The following is a 15,795-nucleotide window of genomic DNA, read 5'->3' on the forward strand; positions in this document are numbered from 1 at the left end:
AGACCATCCCCCCGCCCACCCGCGAACCGGCGGGAGGGGGGGAGGATGGACGATATGGACACTATGGACGGTATGGACGAAGAAGGCCGGCCGTCCGCGCCGGTCCATACTGTCCATACCGTCCATAGTGTCCATATCGTCCATCGCCTTTGCCCCCTCCGCGCTTGGCGCGGGGCTGTGGTATACTCGCGCGAAACCCCTGTTAAACCGACCCAGAGAGGGAGTCGCCATGCTGAAAAAGGCCCTGAAGATCGCGGCGGTCGTGCTGGTGGTGCTGGTGGTGGCGCTGTGGATGCGCAAGGCGCATTATGACGCGCACTACTTCGACAAGTACGACCCGAAGGCCCCGCTGAACGTGACGGTGCTGGAGACCGAGGAGCTGAATGCGGACACGCCGGAGAAGGCGTACAGCATCGTGAAGCTGACCTTCGACGGCTACGGCGGCGAGAAGGTGCCCACGCTGATGGCCATGCCGAAGAGGGCCGACGGCAAGCGGATGCCCGCCGTAATCTTCCTGCACGGCATCGGCCAGAACAAGAACTTCCTCAGGGAGCTGGCGCCGCCCTTCTGCCAGACCGGCTTCATGCTGCTGTCCTTCGACCAGTTCATGCAGGGCGAGCGGAAGCTGCCCAAGGGCACCTCCGGCCTCGCCAGCCTTCAGGCCTTCCGCCAGCGCCCCTGGAAAACCGTCAACGAGACGCGGCGGCTCATTGACTGGCTCGCCGACCACCCGGACGTGGACGCGCGGCGCATCTACCTCGTCGGCGCGAGCTACGGCGCCATCACGGGCAGCACGGTGCTGGCGAAGGACAAGCGCCTGCGCGCGGGCGTCATGGTCTACGGCGGCGGCGACCTCGGCAAGCTGGTGGACTCCGTGGCCACGCGCCTCGGCGTCGGTGCCGCCTTCGGCTTCATTGACGGCAAGACCTTCAACCCCGAAAAGCCGCCCCTGCCCAAGCTCACGCCGGGGCAGAACCGCATCTGCGGCGCCGTCATCAAATGCGCCACGCCGCTGGTCCGCTATTTCGGCGGGGCCGTGGACCCCATCCACTACGTGGACAAGATCGCGCCGACGCCGGTCTACTTCCAGAACGGGAAGTTCGACGTGCTGGTGCCCGCCGTGGCGGGCGAGGCGCTCCAGCAGGCCGCGGGCGACCCGAAGGAGATCATCTGGTACGAGTCGGACCATGTCGGGATTGACCTCGCGCAGACGAACGTGGTCCTGCGCGACGGCCTGACGTGGCTGCTGAAACAGGACGACGAATTCCGGCTGGAGGAGGAGAAGGTGAAGGAGCTGCCCCCCTTCGCCATCCAGAAAACCTGAGCCCGGACACCCCACGGAGGATTCCCGGCATGGACAACGTGAACCGGCGGCGCTTCTTGCAGACGGCCGCGGCGGCGGGCATGCTCGCCGGAACCGTGGCGGCGAACGCGCAGGAGGCCGCCCCCGCGGCGGCGCCCGCAAAACGGCGCAAGTACTGGATCTACGGCTGCGGCGACCAGCCGGAGGAGACCGCGAAGGCCATGCGGGGGCAGGGCTTTGACGTGGTCGTGGGCGGCGACGCCAAAACCGTCGCGGCCGTCCGCGCGGCGGGCATGGAGGCCTGGCAGTGCGGCGGCGCCTTCGGCACGGCGGAGACGGACACCGAAAACCTCGCCGTGGACATTGAGGGCAAGCCGCAGGTCTGGTTCGGCTCGGGCTCGCCCAACAGCCCCGCGATCCGCGCGAAGAACCTCGAGGCCTACCGCACCATGGCCGCGATGGAGGGCGTCACGGGCGTGCTCGTGGACGGCTGCCGCTTCGCCTCGCCGGGTTCCGGGCTGATGCCCTTCCTGACCGACTTCTCCACCCACAGCGAGAAGCGCGCCGCCGAACTCGGCTTCGACTTTGCCCTGATGAAGCGCGACGTGTCCGCCCTCCTCGCGGGGGTAAGGGGGGGCGGCGCGGCGCGCCTGCGCCCCTGGCTGGAGACGCCCGTCGGCGCGATTGAGGCGCTGACCGGGCTCCCCGGACTGCTCGAATGGCTCCGCTTCCGCCGCGCCTGCACCACGGCGCACTTCCGCGACATCGCCGAGATCCTCCACGGCGCCGGGAAACAGATGGGCGTCTACATCTTCACCCCCTCCCTCGCGCCCCTCGTCGGCCAGTCCTACGCCGACCTCGCCCCCTTCGTGGACGTGTTCGCCCCCATGATCTACCGCAACTACCCGGACAAGCCCGGCGTCGCCTGCCTCAACTGGGAGCTCGCCTGCCTCCCCGACGAGCTCGGCGTCGCCGGCACGCCCGACGAGGAGGCCGTCATGCGCCTCGTCCTCGCGTTCACGGGCCTCGACCGGGCCGTCACCTCCCGGCGCGTGCGCCACATCCTCACCGCCGTGCCCCCCGAGGCCGTCGGCCACGAGACTGCCATGGCCCGCGCCCAGCTCCCCCCCGACAAGGAACTCGCCCCCATCGTCTACATAGACGACCCCCAGATGGCCGAAACCGCCGACCAGGTCCTCACCCGCGGCGCCGATGGCATCGCGTTCTTCCTGTACAAGGAGGAGTGGAAGCGGATGACCGCCCCGGCCTTCGGCTGAAGGGGGGGATTTCAACGCGGAAACGCGGAGAGCGCGGAGGGAAACCCCAGGAGTGGCTGCCCTTTCCGCCGCAGTTTCTCAGTGCTCCAGGAAGAACTTCAGGAGGACGAAGCCTCCGATGAGGCACACGAAGAAGAGGATGCTGAGAATGTTGAACCAGCGGTCAATGAACTTCTCGATGGGCTTGCCGAAGAGGCGGAGCATGCCCGCGACGAGGAAGAAGCGGGCGGAGCGGCCGACGGCGGCGGCAATGACGAACATGGGGAGGTTGATGCCGAAAACCCCGGCCGCGATGGTGAACACTTTGAAGGGGATCGGTGTGAAGGCGGCGGCGAAGACCACCCAGAAGTTGTATTTGTCGTAGAGCTGGGACACGCGCTCGAAGACCGGCTCCGAGAAGCCCGGCACATAGGCGAAGAAGAACTGGTCCACCGCCTGCCACACGCCCCAGCCGATGGCGTAGCCCGCGATGCCCCCCGCCACCGACGCCACAGAGCAGGCGGTCGCGAACCGCGCCCATTTCTCGCGGCGGCCCAGGCACAGCGCGATCAGCAGCACGTCGGGCGGGATGGGGAAAAAGCTCGACTCGGCGAAGGCGATCAGCACCAGGGCGGTCATGCCATAGGGGGTGTCGGCCCAGTGCAGCACCCAGTCGTACAGGCGGCGGATGATCTTCATTGAAAGGGAATCCCGTCGTGATAAACAAAGTCCGGAGCGGCCCGGCGGAAACCAGCCGCCGAAACCCGCCCCGGAAACCGTGGGCAATGGTACGGGTTTCGGGCGGGTAAAGCAAGCGGGGGCCGGGGTTGCGGCGTCCGGCAAAGGTGCGGCGCACGCGCGGAATGTGCGATAATCGCCCCGTTTTCAGGCGCGGGCACGCTGTTTTTCCTTGCGTGGGGGGCCGCTTTCCGGACGCTCCCGTCAGCGCGCCCGCCCGCCGGAGACGTTTTGTTCACGGCAGCACACTGTGCAGAAGCACTGGAGTTTCCCATGCCGCGCCGCAGGGTCACAACGCGCCGCGCCCGCCTGCTCCCCCTGGCGGCGGCCTTTCTGCTTCTGGCGGGATGCGTTCAAAGCCGCATCCCGGTGTTCGGCATCCGCCTGCCCTTTCCCGCCGGCATGAGCCGTCTGGACATGCTGCGCTACGAGGGGGACTTCCAGGACCTGTCCTGGACGGAGTCCTTCGACGCGCTCCATGCCAAGCTCTCCCGCGAGTACCCCTTCACGGAGTGGAAGGAGATTCCCTGGGACGCGCTCTACGACCGCTTCTCCCTGCGCGTGGCCGACGCCCAGGCCCGCGACGACGCCCGCGCCTATTACCTCGCCCTGCGCGAGTATGTCCATTCGGTTCCGGACAGCTATGTGGACATCAGCATGGAGGAGGCCTACCGCCAGGAGGCCGTCGGCGGCGGCTTCGGATTCTCCGTCGCCCCCCTGGCCGACGACCGCCTCATCGTCTACCGTCTGGCCAAGAACGGCCCGGCGGCGGCGGCGGGCATCTGCTGGGGCGCCGAGATTCTGGAATGGAACGGCGTGCCGGTGCGCGAGGCCCTGGGGCGGGCCCCGGTGGAGTGGGCGTCCGCGCCCGCGCCGACCTATGTGGGGCGCCTGCTGGACCGGTGCATGCTGCTGACCCGCGGCCCCGTGGGCAGCGAGGCCCGGGTGGTCTTCCAGCGGCCCGGCGAGAAGCGCCGCATCACCGCCACGCTCACCGCGCAAAACGACCAGTACCTGGGCATGGGCGACATTGTGGACTACAGCCATCCCTATGGCGAGATGGAGTCCCCCTTTGAGGCCAAAATCCTCGACGGCGGCGTGGGCCTCCTGCGCATCCATTTCCAGTCCGCCACCATGACGGCGCCCTTCCCGGAGCGGGCCTACAAGAAGGCCGTCGAACGCTTCGCCCGCGAGGGCGTGCGCGGCGTCATCCTTGACCTGCGCGGCAACACGGGCGGCGACCTCAAACTCGCCCGCACCTTCGCGGCCCCCTTCCTCAAGGAATCGCGAAGCCTCGGGTGCATGGTCTGCTACGACCACAAGAAGGGCGGCTTCGCCCTCAAAGACGGCGAATGCGCGGAGTTCGCCCCCGAACTGCCCGGTCTCGACGTTCCCGTCGTCGTCCTTGTGCACCGCACCACCAAGGACACCGGCCAGCTCATCGCCCTCGCCCTCCAGGGGCTTCCCAACGTCACCGTCATGGGGTTCCTGGGCACCGACGGCGCCCTCGCCAGGGTCGGCGGCGAGATCCGCATGCCCCGGGGCCACGTGATCCACTACCCCATCGGGCGGCTGGTGGACGCGTCGGGGCGCGTCGTGGTCTCCACGGACGCGCGGGACAACGGCGGCATCCTGCCGGACATCGTGCCGCCTCTCGGTCCGGCGGAGCTCGACGCGCACTTCAACCAGGGGCGCGACCCCCTGCTGGAGATGGCGGTCCAGCGCCTCGCGGCGGGGGGGTGATTCGTGGCGCGGTTGCTTCCGCGGCCTTCGGCGGTGTATACTCCATGCGCGGATTGTTTAGCAGCATTAACTTTCGTGCCCTGCGGTAAATCGCGCAGCCCGGAGACATGCCGTGACCCTGGAAACCGCGGTGGTGGGGGCCATTCTGCTGGCCGCCGCCGCCGTCACAGTTCTTTTCCTCCGCCGCTCCCTGCGGGCGCGGGAGAACCCCTGCGGCACCTGCGCGGGATGCCCCCATGTGGATGCGGGCGGATGCCCCGTGCCGCCGGAGGCCTGCGGCATCTCGCGGCCGGACGGCGGCAAGACCCCGCCGGGGGGCGCGGCCCATGCATGACAGCGGTGAACACCCCATGACGGCGGCGCTGAAGAGGCTTTCGGGCATGCTGGACGGCGAGCGCGGGCATATTGTCCGCATCGGCCGGACGGGCCCGCGCGGCATCCGGCAGCGGCTGCTCGACATGGGCATCACCCGCGGGGCGGAGGTGCTGGTGGTGCGCCGCGCGCCCATGGGCGACCCCATCGAGGTGGTGGTGAAGAACTACCATCTGGCCCTGCGCGAGCAGGAGGCCGCCCTGATCGAGGTGGAGCCCGTGGTTCCGTGATCGGCCGCGGCGGCATGGGCCCGGTCCGCCGCCGCCGGCGGGGGGGCGGCGCCCGGGACGGGGCGCCCGCGCCGGACGGCGCGCGGGGGGCGGCGCCCCTGATCGCCCTGGCGGGCAACCCCAACGCGGGGAAGACCAGCCTTTTCAACGCCCTGACGGGCTCCGTGCAGCAGGTGAGCAACTACCCCGGCGTCACGGTGGAGTGCAAGGAGGGCACGCTGCGCGCGGGGGACCGCCCCTACACGGTGGTGGACCTGCCGGGCACCTACTCCCTCACCGCCTACTCGCAGGAGGAGGCGGTGGCGCGGGACTTCCTGCTGAACCACCCGCCCGGCGTCATCGTGAACGTGGTGGACGCCACGAACCTTGAGCGCAACCTCTACTTTACGGTGCAGCTCCTGGAGACGCGGACCCCGGTGATTATCGCGCTCAACATGGTGGACCTCGCCGAGAGGCGGGGCATCCGCGTGGACCACACCGCGCTGTCCAAGATGCTGGGGGTGCCCGTCATCCCCACCGTGGGCAGCCGGGGCACGGGGGTGGAGGCCCTGGCCGAAGCCTGCGCCGGGGTGATCGAGGGGACGCATCCGGTCATGCCCACCCAGGTCCGCTACGGCCACGTGGTGGACGAGGAGGTGGACGGTCTCGCCGAAACCCTCGGGGGCCTGCTCCCCGCCGACGCGCGCCGCGCCGCCCTCTGGTTCGCCGTCAAGCTCCTCGAGAGCGACGAGCCGGTCTCCGCCGAGGTTGCGCGCCTCGCCGGACCCCGCGCGGCGGAGCTGGAGGCCGCCATCGCCGCGGCGGTGGCCCGCATGGAGCGGCACTACGACGACGACGCGGCGACCATCGTGGCGGAGCGCCGCTACGGCGTCGCGGCGGGCGCGGCCCGCCAGTGCGTCCACATCACGCCGCAGTCGCGGCGCGACACGACGGAGAAGATAGACGCCGTCGTGTGCAACCGCGCGGCGGGTCCGGTGATCCTGGTGGGGGTGGTGGCCGCCCTGTTCTTCTGGGTGTTCAAGCTGTCCGACGAGTGGGCGTGGATTCCCTGGCCCGGCGGGTGGACCAGCCCGACGGGGGTGGTGGAGGGGTGCTTCGAGGCGCTGTCCGGCCTGCTCGACGGGCTGCGCCCGGGCTGGCCCATGCTGCACTCCCTGCTCGACGCGGCGCTGGTCAAGGGCGTGGGCGGGGTGCTCGGCTTCGTGCCCCTCATTTTCTTCATGTTCCTGTTCATCGCGGCGCTGGAGGACAGCGGCTACATCGCCCGCGTCGCCTTCATCCTCGACCGGCTCCTGCGCGTCTTCGGGCTCCAGGGCAAGTCCATCATCGCGCTCATCGTGTCCGGCGGCCTGGGCGCGGGGGGCTGCGCCGTGCCCGGCGTGATGGCCACCCGCACCCTGCGCGAGGAGAAGGACCGCATCATCACCATGCTCGTCGCGCCGTTCATGAACTGCGGCGCGAAGATGCCCGTGTACGCCGTGCTCATCGCCGCCTTCTTCCCCGACCGGCGCATGCCGCTCATGCTGCTGCTGTGGGGGCTGTCGTGGGTCGTGGCGCTGTGCGCCGCGTGGGTGCTGCGCCGCACCGTCCTGCGCGGCGAGCAGACCCCCTTCGTCATGGAGCTGCCCCCCTACCACCTGCCCGTGCCCCGCGGCGTGCTCCTGCACACCGCCGAGCGCACCTGGCTCTACATCCGCAAGGCCGGCACCGTCATCCTCGCCATCAACATCCTGCTCTGGGCCGTCATGTACTTCCCCCGGCCCCCGGCCAACGCCGACGGGACGGCCCCCTCGCCCTCCGAGGCCGTCGCCCACAGCTTCGCCGGCCGCGCGGGCCGCGCGCTCGAGCCCGTCACCGCCGCCGCCGGCTTCGACTGGCGCGTGAACATCGCCCTCATCGGCGGCTTCGCGGCCAAGGAGGTGGTCATCGGCGCCATGGCCACCGTCTACGCCATGGAGGAGGACGCGGAGGACGCGGACGCCTCCCTGTCCGCGCGCCTGCGCGGGGCGCCCGGCTGGACCCCCCTGCGCGCCTTCGCCATGATGCTCTTTGTCATGCTCTACGCCCCCTGCGTCACCACCATCGCCGTCATCCGCCGAGAGACCGGCACCTGGAAATGGCCCCTCTTCGCCACCGTTTACGCCACCACCATCGCCTTTATCCTCGCCGCCGCCGTCTTCCAGGGCGGCCGTCTGCTGGGGCTCGGGTGAGGGAACGGGGGCCGCTCTCAAGTTGCGCCGTTGTTCCGTTTTGAAGACAATAGGCGGCGGAGGCTGGCAGTGGTTCCCGCCGCCGACCGGGCGAAAGGGTTGGGACAATGAAATCGGTAGAACTTTTCGCGGGCGCGGGCGGACTCGCCATGGGGGTCGCCCTTGCAGGCTTTGAGTCTCAGGCCGTTGTCGAGTGGGACAGGTGGGCCTGCGACACCATCCGGAAGAATCAGGATCGCGGCCATCCCCTTGTGCGGGACTGGCCCTTGTGGGAGGGGGACGTCCGCGCGTATGACTGGTCGTCGCTTCCCAGCGAAATAGACCTGGTTGCCGGAGGCCCGCCCTGCCAGCCCTTCTCCATGGCCGGAAAACACCGGGCCTACGGGGACGCGCGCGACATGTTTCCCGCCACCGTGGAGGTGATTCGCACCCTGCGCCCGAAGGCGTTTCTCATCGAAAACGTGAAGGGCCTGACCCGTTCCAGCTTTGCCAATTATTACCAGTACATTCTCCTGCGGCTGGAGTTCCCCGAGGTGACGCGCAGGACGGATGAATCGTGGACGGAACACCTAAAGCGCCTGCAACGCGAGAAAACGTCCGGTAGGCTGCACGCGGAAGGGCTGACGTACAACGTTGTCCCCACCCTGGTGAACGCCGCCGATTACGGTGTTCCGCAGAAGAGGGACCGGGTCTTCATTGTTGGTTTCCGGTCCGACCTGGGCGTTCAGTGGTCCTTTCCCCGCCCGACCCACAGCCTGGAGGCGCTTCTGCACAGCCAATGGGTGACCGGCGAGTATTGGGAACAGCACCGCGTGGCCGGGAACAGCCGCCCTCAAGTGCCCGCCGCATTCGCCGGCCGGGCCCGAAGGCTGGACCAGTGCCTGGTCCCTCCGGAACAACGCCCCTGGCGAACGGTTCGCGATGCGCTGTCCGACCTTCCTGCTCCGCGCCAAGGCGAGAGCAACGGCCTTTTCCTTAACCACGACTTCCAGGGGGGCGCGCGGGCCTATCCCGGCCACACAGGCAGTCCCCTTGATTTGCCCGCAAAGGCCCTGAAGGCCGGGGACCATGGCGTTCCCGGCGGGGAAAACATGATGGTGTTCGGCAACGGGGAATGCCGGTATTTCACTGTCCGCGAGTCTGCGCGTGTCCAGACTTTTCCGGATGGATACCTGCTCGCCGGTTCCTGGACAGAAGCCATGCGCCAGCTTGGAAACGCCGTTCCCGTCGCCCTGGCAAGAAGAGTCGCCGCGTCCGTGGCGGAGAAGATCGCCGAGGCCGGCATACGGGAGGCGCTGCGTTCGAAAGGAAGGGTTGTGGCATGACCGACGGCAATATCCTTCCGTTCAATCCTTTGGACAAGAAGAACCTCGGCGAAAGCGTCGCGCAGGCCCTGCTCGAACAGCCGCCCGTCAGGCTGCCTGATGTTCAGAAGTTCCGGGGCGCGGGCGTTTATGCCATCTACTATTCGGGAAAGTTCCCGGCCTACAAACCTCTGGCTGAGGCAAACGCCGGTGGACGTCCTGCAACGCCGATCTATGTTGGAAAAGCGGTTCCAGCGGGGGCGAGAAAGGGTGGAGACTTGGAGGCGGATCCGAAGTTCGCCCTCTATGACCGCCTGCAAGACCACGCGAAGAGCATAGAACAGGCCGAAAACCTGGAAGTGAGGGATTTCTGTTGCCGCTATCTCGTGGTTGACGATATTTGGATTCCTCTCGGAGAGGCACTGCTGATTGCGCGGTTTTCCCCGCTTTGGAACAAGGTGATAGACGGGTTTGGCAACCATGACCCCGGAAAAGGCCGGCATGAGGGGTTGCGACCCCGCTGGGACGTGCTGCACCCCGGCCGGCCATGGGCCGCCCGGTGCAAAGACCGGCCGGAAACTGCAGCGCTGATCAAGAGTGAGGCTCTGAATTTCCTTCGAAACAGTCCACCGTCAGACGGGCACGGGTGAAGATCGTCATTCTTCGCGAACTGCCAACCCAATGCACGGTCTGACGCACATCGGAGTTCCGCAACCAGCAAAGGGGCAGTCATGACCGACACCACCCTTTCCCCCGAACTCGCCGCGAAGGAGGCCGCCCTGCGCGGCGTTTTGGAGGCGTGCGGGTCCGTGGCCGTCGCGTATTCCGGCGGCGTGGACTCGTCGTATCTGGCGGATGTCGCCCATGAGGTTCTCGGAGACCGCGCGCTGCTGGTCATCGCGGACTCGCCGAGCATCCCGCGCGCGGAGCTGGCGGAGGCGCGGGCGCTGGCCGCCGCGCGGGGCTGGCGGCTGGACGTGATCCAGACGCGCGAATTTGACCTGGAGGACTACCGGCGCAACGACGGCCGCCGCTGCTACCACTGCAAGGCGACCCTGTTCTCCACGCTGCGCGCCCACGCCGCCGCCCGCGGCATCGCCGCGGTGGCCCACGGCGAGATCGCCGACGACGCCCTCGACCCCACGCGCCTCGGCGCGCTGGCGGCGCGGGAGCAGGGGGTGCGCGCGCCCCTCGCCGAGGCGGGCCTCACGAAGGACGACATCCGCGCCCTGAGCCGCCGCCGCGGCCTGCCCACGTGGGACAAGCCGTCCTTCGCGTGTTTGTCGTCGCGGTTTCCGAAAGGCGTGGCGCTGTCGCCGGAGGACCTGCTGCGCGTCGAGCGCGCCGAAGAGTGCCTGCGCGCGCTCGGGTTCAAACAGTACCGCGCGCGCCACCACGGCGACCTCTGCCGCATCGAGGTGGACCCGGCGGACCTGCCCCGGATGCTCGAGCCCGGGCTCCGCGAACAGCTCGTGGAGACCCTGCGCGGACTGGGCTACCGCCACGTCACGGTGGACCTGGCGGGCTACCGCACCGGCAGCACGGCGTAGGGGGAGGGGAAGTCAGTCGGACAGGTCGGACAAGTCAGACGGGTCTGACAGGTCTGACAGTTCTGACTTGTTCAATCCGCCTCTTGAGTCCGACCCGTCCGACCTGTCCGACTTGTCCGACCTGTTCGACCCCTGCCGTCCCCTGGACTCCACGCGCTGCCGGTAGAGACTCTCCGTGAAACCGCCCTCGCGCAAAAAACTCCGCCCCTGGCTCTCGATTTGGCGTTTCAAGAGGTAGGCGGCCTGGTGCACCGCGCAAACCATGGCGTTTGCCGCCAGTTCGGGGGATGACTGCGCCACGAAATCCGCCAGTCCGGCGAGACCCGTCAGGCGGACCGTTCCGGGCGCGGCAGGGGGCAGGTCCTCGACCCGGTCCTTCGAGAGCCGGTCGCGCATGGCCCGCGCCTCCCGTGAATCCCCCGGCCATAGCCGCAGGCCGTTCTGGCGCAGAAAACTCTCGTAGTCGCGGAGGAGTTCATCGTTCAGGCTCGCCCGCGCCACATTGGTCAGTTTCATCTCGGTCTTGCGCGACGTGGCCGCCGCGCCGCTCCCCTCGCTGATGTTGCGCACCCCGCTGCGCGCCGCCTGCACCATCTGGTCCGTCATCCGCCGGTCCTGCGGGAAGAAACGCCGGCAAAACACCACCGTGGCGTCATACACCGCCTCCGCCACCTTGTAGCTGCGGAGGTTCCGGTAGCCGCCATGCGGAAGCAGGGGGGTGCCGTCGGAGCCCATGGTCCTATCCTCCCAAGGAAGCCAGAATAATCCAGTCGGACGGGTCGGACAAGTCTGACCTGTCGGACAAGTCTGACAAAAGCACTGCCGCAGGCGCCACTTTTCACCTGTCGGACGAGTCGGACCGGTCTGACTTGTCCGACAGGTCTGATAGAAGCATTGCGGCAGCCGCCACTTTCTGCTTGTCCGACCCGTCCGACCTGTCCGACCTGTCCGATCTTTCAGCCCCCCGCCCGCCGCGCCATTTCGCGCAGCATCTTCTCCCGGCTGATGGGCTTCACTTCGCGCACGATCCATTCGCGCATGGCGCGGCCCGGGCCGGTGTCCTGGGGCGCGGAGAGGAATTCCAGCTCCACCCCCAGCCGCTCCGCGACGCCCAGCGCGATCAGGGGCCACACGGCGCCGATGTCGCCGATGAGGGGGATGCTCCCCTCGTGGCGGGCGAAGCCGGACATCTCCATGCGGAAGGGCACCTTGAACATCTTGGTCTTGGGCAGGCCGTCGGCGATGGCGCGCTGCACCGCGCCGCCGGACCGCTCCGCGGCGCAGACCTGGTCCAGCGCGGGGTCGAGGTCCACGCGCACCAGCGTCTTCCCCTCCAGCGAGTAGGTGGGGTGGCCGTCCCAGGCGGACCACATGCCGTGGCCGGTGTAGCGCTCGAAGGGGCCGTCGTGGATTTCCTGCGTGAGGGCCACGGCGGACTCGATGATGACGTCGGCGGCCCCGAGCATCCGCGACAGGCGCGCGGCCCGTTCGCGCAGGGAAATGGTGTCGCCGATGTTGAGCCCGACCGCGCCGCCGCCGATGAGCTGCGGCACCGTCACGATGACCGGCAGGCCGCGCTCCGCGCCCGCGCCGATCATGGTCCACGGGTCCGCGCCGAGGCCCGCGGCCTCCTCGAAGGACAGCCCCGCCCCGCGCGCAAGGGTCATGATCTCCTGCGACAGCCGCTCCAGCCACAGGCCCACGGGATACCCGAGGTTCCCCGCCGCCTTGATGATGGTCTTGCCCTCCGCCGCCTCGAGCCGCGCGAGGAGCCCCTCGTCCACCTGCGTGTGCCGCCGGATATCGTCCAGCGTCTCCGGCGACATGAGGGTCAGCTCGAACTCGCCGCCCCGCGGCAGCAGCTCCGGCGGCACCCCCAGCGGCGCGCCGGGACACCGTTTCACGCGGTCCAGCGTGCCGCCCATCTCGTGGGAGACGACGGCGGAGCTGGTGGACACGCCGTCCACGATCCCCGCGCGCATGAGCCCCGCCAGCAGCGTGGTCACGCCCTCGTGGATGTTCGGGCCGCTGCCCGTGACCACGGCCACCTTCCCGCCACGCTCCTTGGCCGCGGCGATGCGTGCCACGGCCTCGTCTATGCGGGCGAGGGTGGCCTCCTCCAGGCGCTCCCGGCAGAGCGCCGCAACGGCGGCGTGCTCAGACTTCATGGCCTTCCCTTTCCCGGAGCATGCGCCCCGCGCGTTCCAAGTCCTCCGGCGTGTCCACGCTGAACCCGTGGAACGCCCGGTCGGGCGCGCGCGACACCCCCACGCGCACCCGCACCCCGTGCTCCAGCCAGCGGAGCTGCTCCAAAGACTCCACGCGCTCCAGCACGGTGGGCGCGAGGGTGGTCAAACGCATCAGCGCGTCCCTGCGGTAGGCGTAGATGCCCGCGTGCTCATACACCGTGTGGGGCACCGCCTCGCGCGGGTACGGCAGCAGGGACCGCGAAAAGTAGAGGGCGTAGCCCCGCAGGTCCGTCACCACCTTCACCACCGCCGGGTCGCGCAGGTCCTCCTCGCGCTCCACGGGGAACATGAGCGTCGCCACCTCCGCCGCCGGGTCCTCCAGCAGCAGCTCCGCCGCCTGCCCGATCATCTCCGGATGCACAAACGGCTGGTCGCCCTGGATGTTCACCACAATGTCCGCGTCCAGCGCGGCCGCCGCCTCCGCGATGCGGTCCGTGCCGCTGGGGTGGTCCGCCCGCGTCATCACCGCGCGCCCGCCAAACGCCAGCACCGCGTCGCGCACCCGCGCGTCGTCCACCGCCGCGCACACCTCCGACAGGAGCGCGCAGCGCGCGGCGCATTCGCAGACCCGCTGGATCATGGGCTTGCCCCCGATGAGGGCCAGGGGCTTGCCGGGCAGCCTGCTGGACCCGTACCGCGCGGGGATGATGCCGGCGACTTTTTCCGCGGCCATGGGAGGGGCCTCCTATCGGGGTTGACACCCGGGACCAAATAATACTACTATTTGGACATGGGCGCAAGAACTTCCTCCCCCGATGACACCCTGGCCGGCGTCCTCGCCGACCGCATCCACACCGACATCGTGGCGTCGGGGCTCCAGGCGGGCGACCTGTTCATGACCCTGGACGAGGTGGCGGCCCGCTACGGCGCGTCGCGCACCGTGACGCGCGAGGCCCTGAGCCGCCTGCGCGCCCTGGGGGTGATCGAGGGCCGCCAGCGGCGCGGCGTGCTGGTGGCGCGGCCGGACCCGGTGGCGATGGCGGAGCGGTGGGTGCCCCTGTACTGCCGCCGGGCAAACCGGCGGGATTTTGCCGTGCTGGCGGAGCTGCGCTATGTGCTGGAGACGGGGGCGGTGGGGTTGGCGGTCGCGCGGGCGACGGCGGGGCAGCGCACGCGGCTGGCGGCGCTCGCGGCGGACTTCGAGGCGGAGGCCGCGCACGCGGGCCACACCCCGGCGGCGGACGCGGTGGACCTGGCCTTCCATGCGCTGCTGCTGGAGATGGCGGGCAACCCGCTGCTGTCGGGGATGCACCGCGTGCTGGGGGAGTATTTCGCGGCGTCGGCGGAGTTTGACCCGCAGCCCAACGCGGACGCGGCGATCCGCGACCACCACGCGCTGGCGCGGGCGGTGTCCAAAGGCGACGCAGGCAGGGTCCGCGCCCTGCTGGAAAAGCATCTGATGTCCACCCTGAACCGGGAACCCGCTGAAAAGGAGCCCCGCCCATGACCCTTCGAACCCTGGCCGCCTGCGCGGTCCTGCTGGCGTCCGCCGCGTCCGCCGAACCGTTCTGTCAGTCTGAGCTCGTTTTCCCCCTCCAGCCGCAGCACGCGCATTCGTCCACCCTGGCGGAGTGTCCCAACGGCGACCTCCTCGCCTGCTGGTTCCAGGGGTCCGGCGAGCGCACCGCGAAGGACGTGGCGCTGTTCGGCGCGCGCCTGCGGAAGGGGGAGAGCGCCTGGAGCGCGCCCTTCCCCATGGCCGACACCCCGGACTTCCCCGACTGCAACCCCGTGCTGTTCGTGGACGCCCACGGCGACCTGCGCCTGTTCTGGATCGCCGTGCTTTCGGAGCGGTGGGAGGACTCCCTGCTGCGCATGCGCGTGTCGTCGGACTACCAGGGCGACGGCCCGCCCGTGTGGCGCTGGCAGGACCTGCTGATCATGGACCCGGGCGATGGCTTCGAGGCCGCCCTGAAGGCGGGGTTCGACGCCGTGGCCGCGCGCCACACGGCCCCGACGCCGCAGATGAAATGGCTGCTGAAGCGGGAGGTTCCGCGCATCCTGAAGGACGCGAAGAACCTGAGCCTGCGCCAGCGCGGCTGGATGACCCGGTGCCGCCCGACCACGCTGGCGTCGGGCCGCGTGCTGCTGCCGCTGTACTCCGACGGGTATGTCGCCGGCCTGTGCGGCATCAGCGACGACGGCGGCGCGACCTGGCGGTCCTCGGCGGTCATGCCGGGGGCGGCGCTCAACCAGCCGAGCCTCGTCCAGAAGAAGGACGGCACGGTGGTGGCGTACTTCCGCGAGGAGGACGACGTCCTCCACCGCATTCTGCGGAGCGAATCGCACGACAACGGCGAGACGTGGACCGTGGCGGAGTACACGGAGCTGCCCAACCCCAACGCGAGCGTGGGGGTGCTGGGCCTGCGCGACGGGCGGTGGCTGCTGGTGTACAACGACACCGAGCAGGAGCGCGAGAGTCTGGTCCTGTCCCTGTCCGACGACGAGGGCGCGACCTGGAAGGCGACCCGGCCCCTGGAGCGCGCGGCGGGCGGCGCCTTCCACTACCCCTTCATGATCCAGACCGCCAACGGGCGGGTGCACGTCACGTATACGTACAATCCCCCCGGCGGCGCGGGCAAGACAATCAAGCACATCGCCCTCGACCCGGACTGGGTGCTGGCGGGGGACAAGTAGGAGAGGGAACCGGCGGCCCCGGGCGGAGAGGAGAAAGCGGCCAAGCCGCCATTGAGAGCGAAGCGAAGAAGGACGGCGGAGAGATGGCGGCGCTATCGTCATTGCGGGCGAAGCGAAGGACGACGGAGAGATGGCGGCGCTATCGTCATTGCGAGCGAAGCGAAGGACGGCGGAGAGATGGCGGCGTTATCGTCATTGCGAGC

15 protein-coding genes are annotated in these 15,795 nt (G+C 69.2%); 11 read left to right on the top strand and 4 right to left on the bottom strand.

What is annotated here, in order from left to right; all coding sequences use genetic code 11:
• Window positions 1-229 precede the first annotated feature (229 nt).
• Both GXY15_02665 and GXY15_02670 read left to right on the top strand, forming a co-directional pair.
• Window positions 230-1,324, top strand: a complete 1,095-nt coding sequence (locus GXY15_02665) for a hypothetical protein (GenBank protein ID NLV40116.1) — start codon at window positions 230-232, stop codon at window positions 1,322-1,324.
• A gap of 29 nt (window positions 1,325-1,353) precedes the next feature.
• On the top strand, window positions 1,354-2,580 hold the full coding sequence (locus GXY15_02670; GenBank protein NLV40117.1) for a hypothetical protein: 1,227 nt from the start codon (window positions 1,354-1,356) through the stop codon (window positions 2,578-2,580).
• Between the two features lie 78 nt (window positions 2,581-2,658).
• Here GXY15_02670 and GXY15_02675 read toward each other — a convergent pair whose 3' ends face one another.
• Window positions 2,659-3,258 (bottom strand): DedA family protein, encoded by a 600-nt coding sequence (locus GXY15_02675; protein ID NLV40118.1) that lies wholly within the window; start codon window positions 3,256-3,258, stop codon window positions 2,659-2,661.
• Between the two features lie 312 nt (window positions 3,259-3,570).
• Here GXY15_02675 and GXY15_02680 point away from each other — a divergent pair, with 312 nt between their 5' ends.
• From GXY15_02680 to larE, 7 genes are all read left to right on the top strand, one after another.
• Window positions 3,571-5,040, top strand: coding sequence for a PDZ domain-containing protein (locus tag GXY15_02680; GenBank protein NLV40119.1), 1,470 nt, complete (start codon window positions 3,571-3,573; stop codon window positions 5,038-5,040).
• Window positions 5,041-5,152: 112 nt separating this feature from the next.
• A complete protein-coding gene (locus tag GXY15_02685; protein NLV40120.1) occupies window positions 5,153-5,374 on the top strand; it encodes a FeoB-associated Cys-rich membrane protein in 222 nt (73 codons plus the stop codon).
• Window positions 5,375-5,390: 16 nt separating this feature from the next.
• Window positions 5,391-5,642, top strand: coding sequence for a ferrous iron transport protein A (locus tag GXY15_02690; GenBank protein ID NLV40121.1), 252 nt, complete (start codon window positions 5,391-5,393; stop codon window positions 5,640-5,642).
• Between the two features lie 14 nt (window positions 5,643-5,656).
• Window positions 5,657-7,852 (top strand): ferrous iron transport protein B, encoded by a 2,196-nt coding sequence (gene feoB / locus GXY15_02695; GenBank protein NLV40122.1) that lies wholly within the window; start codon window positions 5,657-5,659, stop codon window positions 7,850-7,852.
• 107 nt (window positions 7,853-7,959) lie between these two features.
• Window positions 7,960-9,177, top strand: coding sequence for a DNA (cytosine-5-)-methyltransferase (locus tag GXY15_02700; protein NLV40123.1), 1,218 nt, complete (start codon window positions 7,960-7,962; stop codon window positions 9,175-9,177).
• The gene (locus GXY15_02705; GenBank protein NLV40124.1) at window positions 9,174-9,806 is read left to right on the top strand and encodes an Eco29kI family restriction endonuclease; all 633 of its coding nucleotides are present in this window, start codon (window positions 9,174-9,176) and stop codon (window positions 9,804-9,806) included. Before GXY15_02700 ends, GXY15_02705 begins: the two co-directional genes overlap by 4 nt.
• 81 nt (window positions 9,807-9,887) lie before the next feature.
• Window positions 9,888-10,706, top strand: a complete 819-nt coding sequence (gene larE, locus GXY15_02710) for an ATP-dependent sacrificial sulfur transferase LarE (GenBank protein NLV40125.1) — start codon at window positions 9,888-9,890, stop codon at window positions 10,704-10,706.
• 12 nt (window positions 10,707-10,718) lie between these two features.
• Here larE and GXY15_02715 read toward each other — a convergent pair whose 3' ends face one another.
• The 3 genes from GXY15_02715 to kdsB all read right to left on the bottom strand — a co-directional run bounded on the left by GXY15_02715 (window position 10,719) and on the right by kdsB (window position 13,628).
• The gene (locus GXY15_02715) at window positions 10,719-11,441 is read right to left on the bottom strand and encodes a four helix bundle protein (GenBank protein NLV40126.1); all 723 of its coding nucleotides are present in this window, start codon (window positions 11,439-11,441) and stop codon (window positions 10,719-10,721) included.
• 221 nt (window positions 11,442-11,662) lie between these two features.
• Window positions 11,663-12,874, bottom strand: coding sequence for a hypothetical protein (locus GXY15_02720; protein NLV40127.1), 1,212 nt, complete (start codon window positions 12,872-12,874; stop codon window positions 11,663-11,665).
• Window positions 12,864-13,628 (bottom strand): 3-deoxy-manno-octulosonate cytidylyltransferase, encoded by a 765-nt coding sequence (kdsB, locus tag GXY15_02725; protein ID NLV40128.1) that lies wholly within the window; start codon window positions 13,626-13,628, stop codon window positions 12,864-12,866. Before kdsB ends, GXY15_02720 begins: the two co-directional genes overlap by 11 nt.
• A gap of 57 nt (window positions 13,629-13,685) precedes the next feature.
• Between kdsB and GXY15_02730 the strand changes: the two genes are divergently transcribed.
• Both GXY15_02730 and GXY15_02735 read left to right on the top strand, forming a co-directional pair.
• Window positions 13,686-14,402, top strand: coding sequence for a FadR family transcriptional regulator (locus GXY15_02730; protein ID NLV40129.1), 717 nt, complete (start codon window positions 13,686-13,688; stop codon window positions 14,400-14,402).
• Window positions 14,399-15,592, top strand: a complete 1,194-nt coding sequence (locus GXY15_02735; GenBank protein NLV40130.1) for an exo-alpha-sialidase — start codon at window positions 14,399-14,401, stop codon at window positions 15,590-15,592. Before GXY15_02730 ends, GXY15_02735 begins: the two co-directional genes overlap by 4 nt.
• The last annotated feature ends 203 nt before the right edge of the window (window positions 15,593-15,795 follow it).

Source organism: Candidatus Hydrogenedentota bacterium (assembly GCA_012730045.1).
Lineage (GTDB): Bacteria > Hydrogenedentota > Hydrogenedentia > Hydrogenedentales > CAITNO01 > JAAYBR01.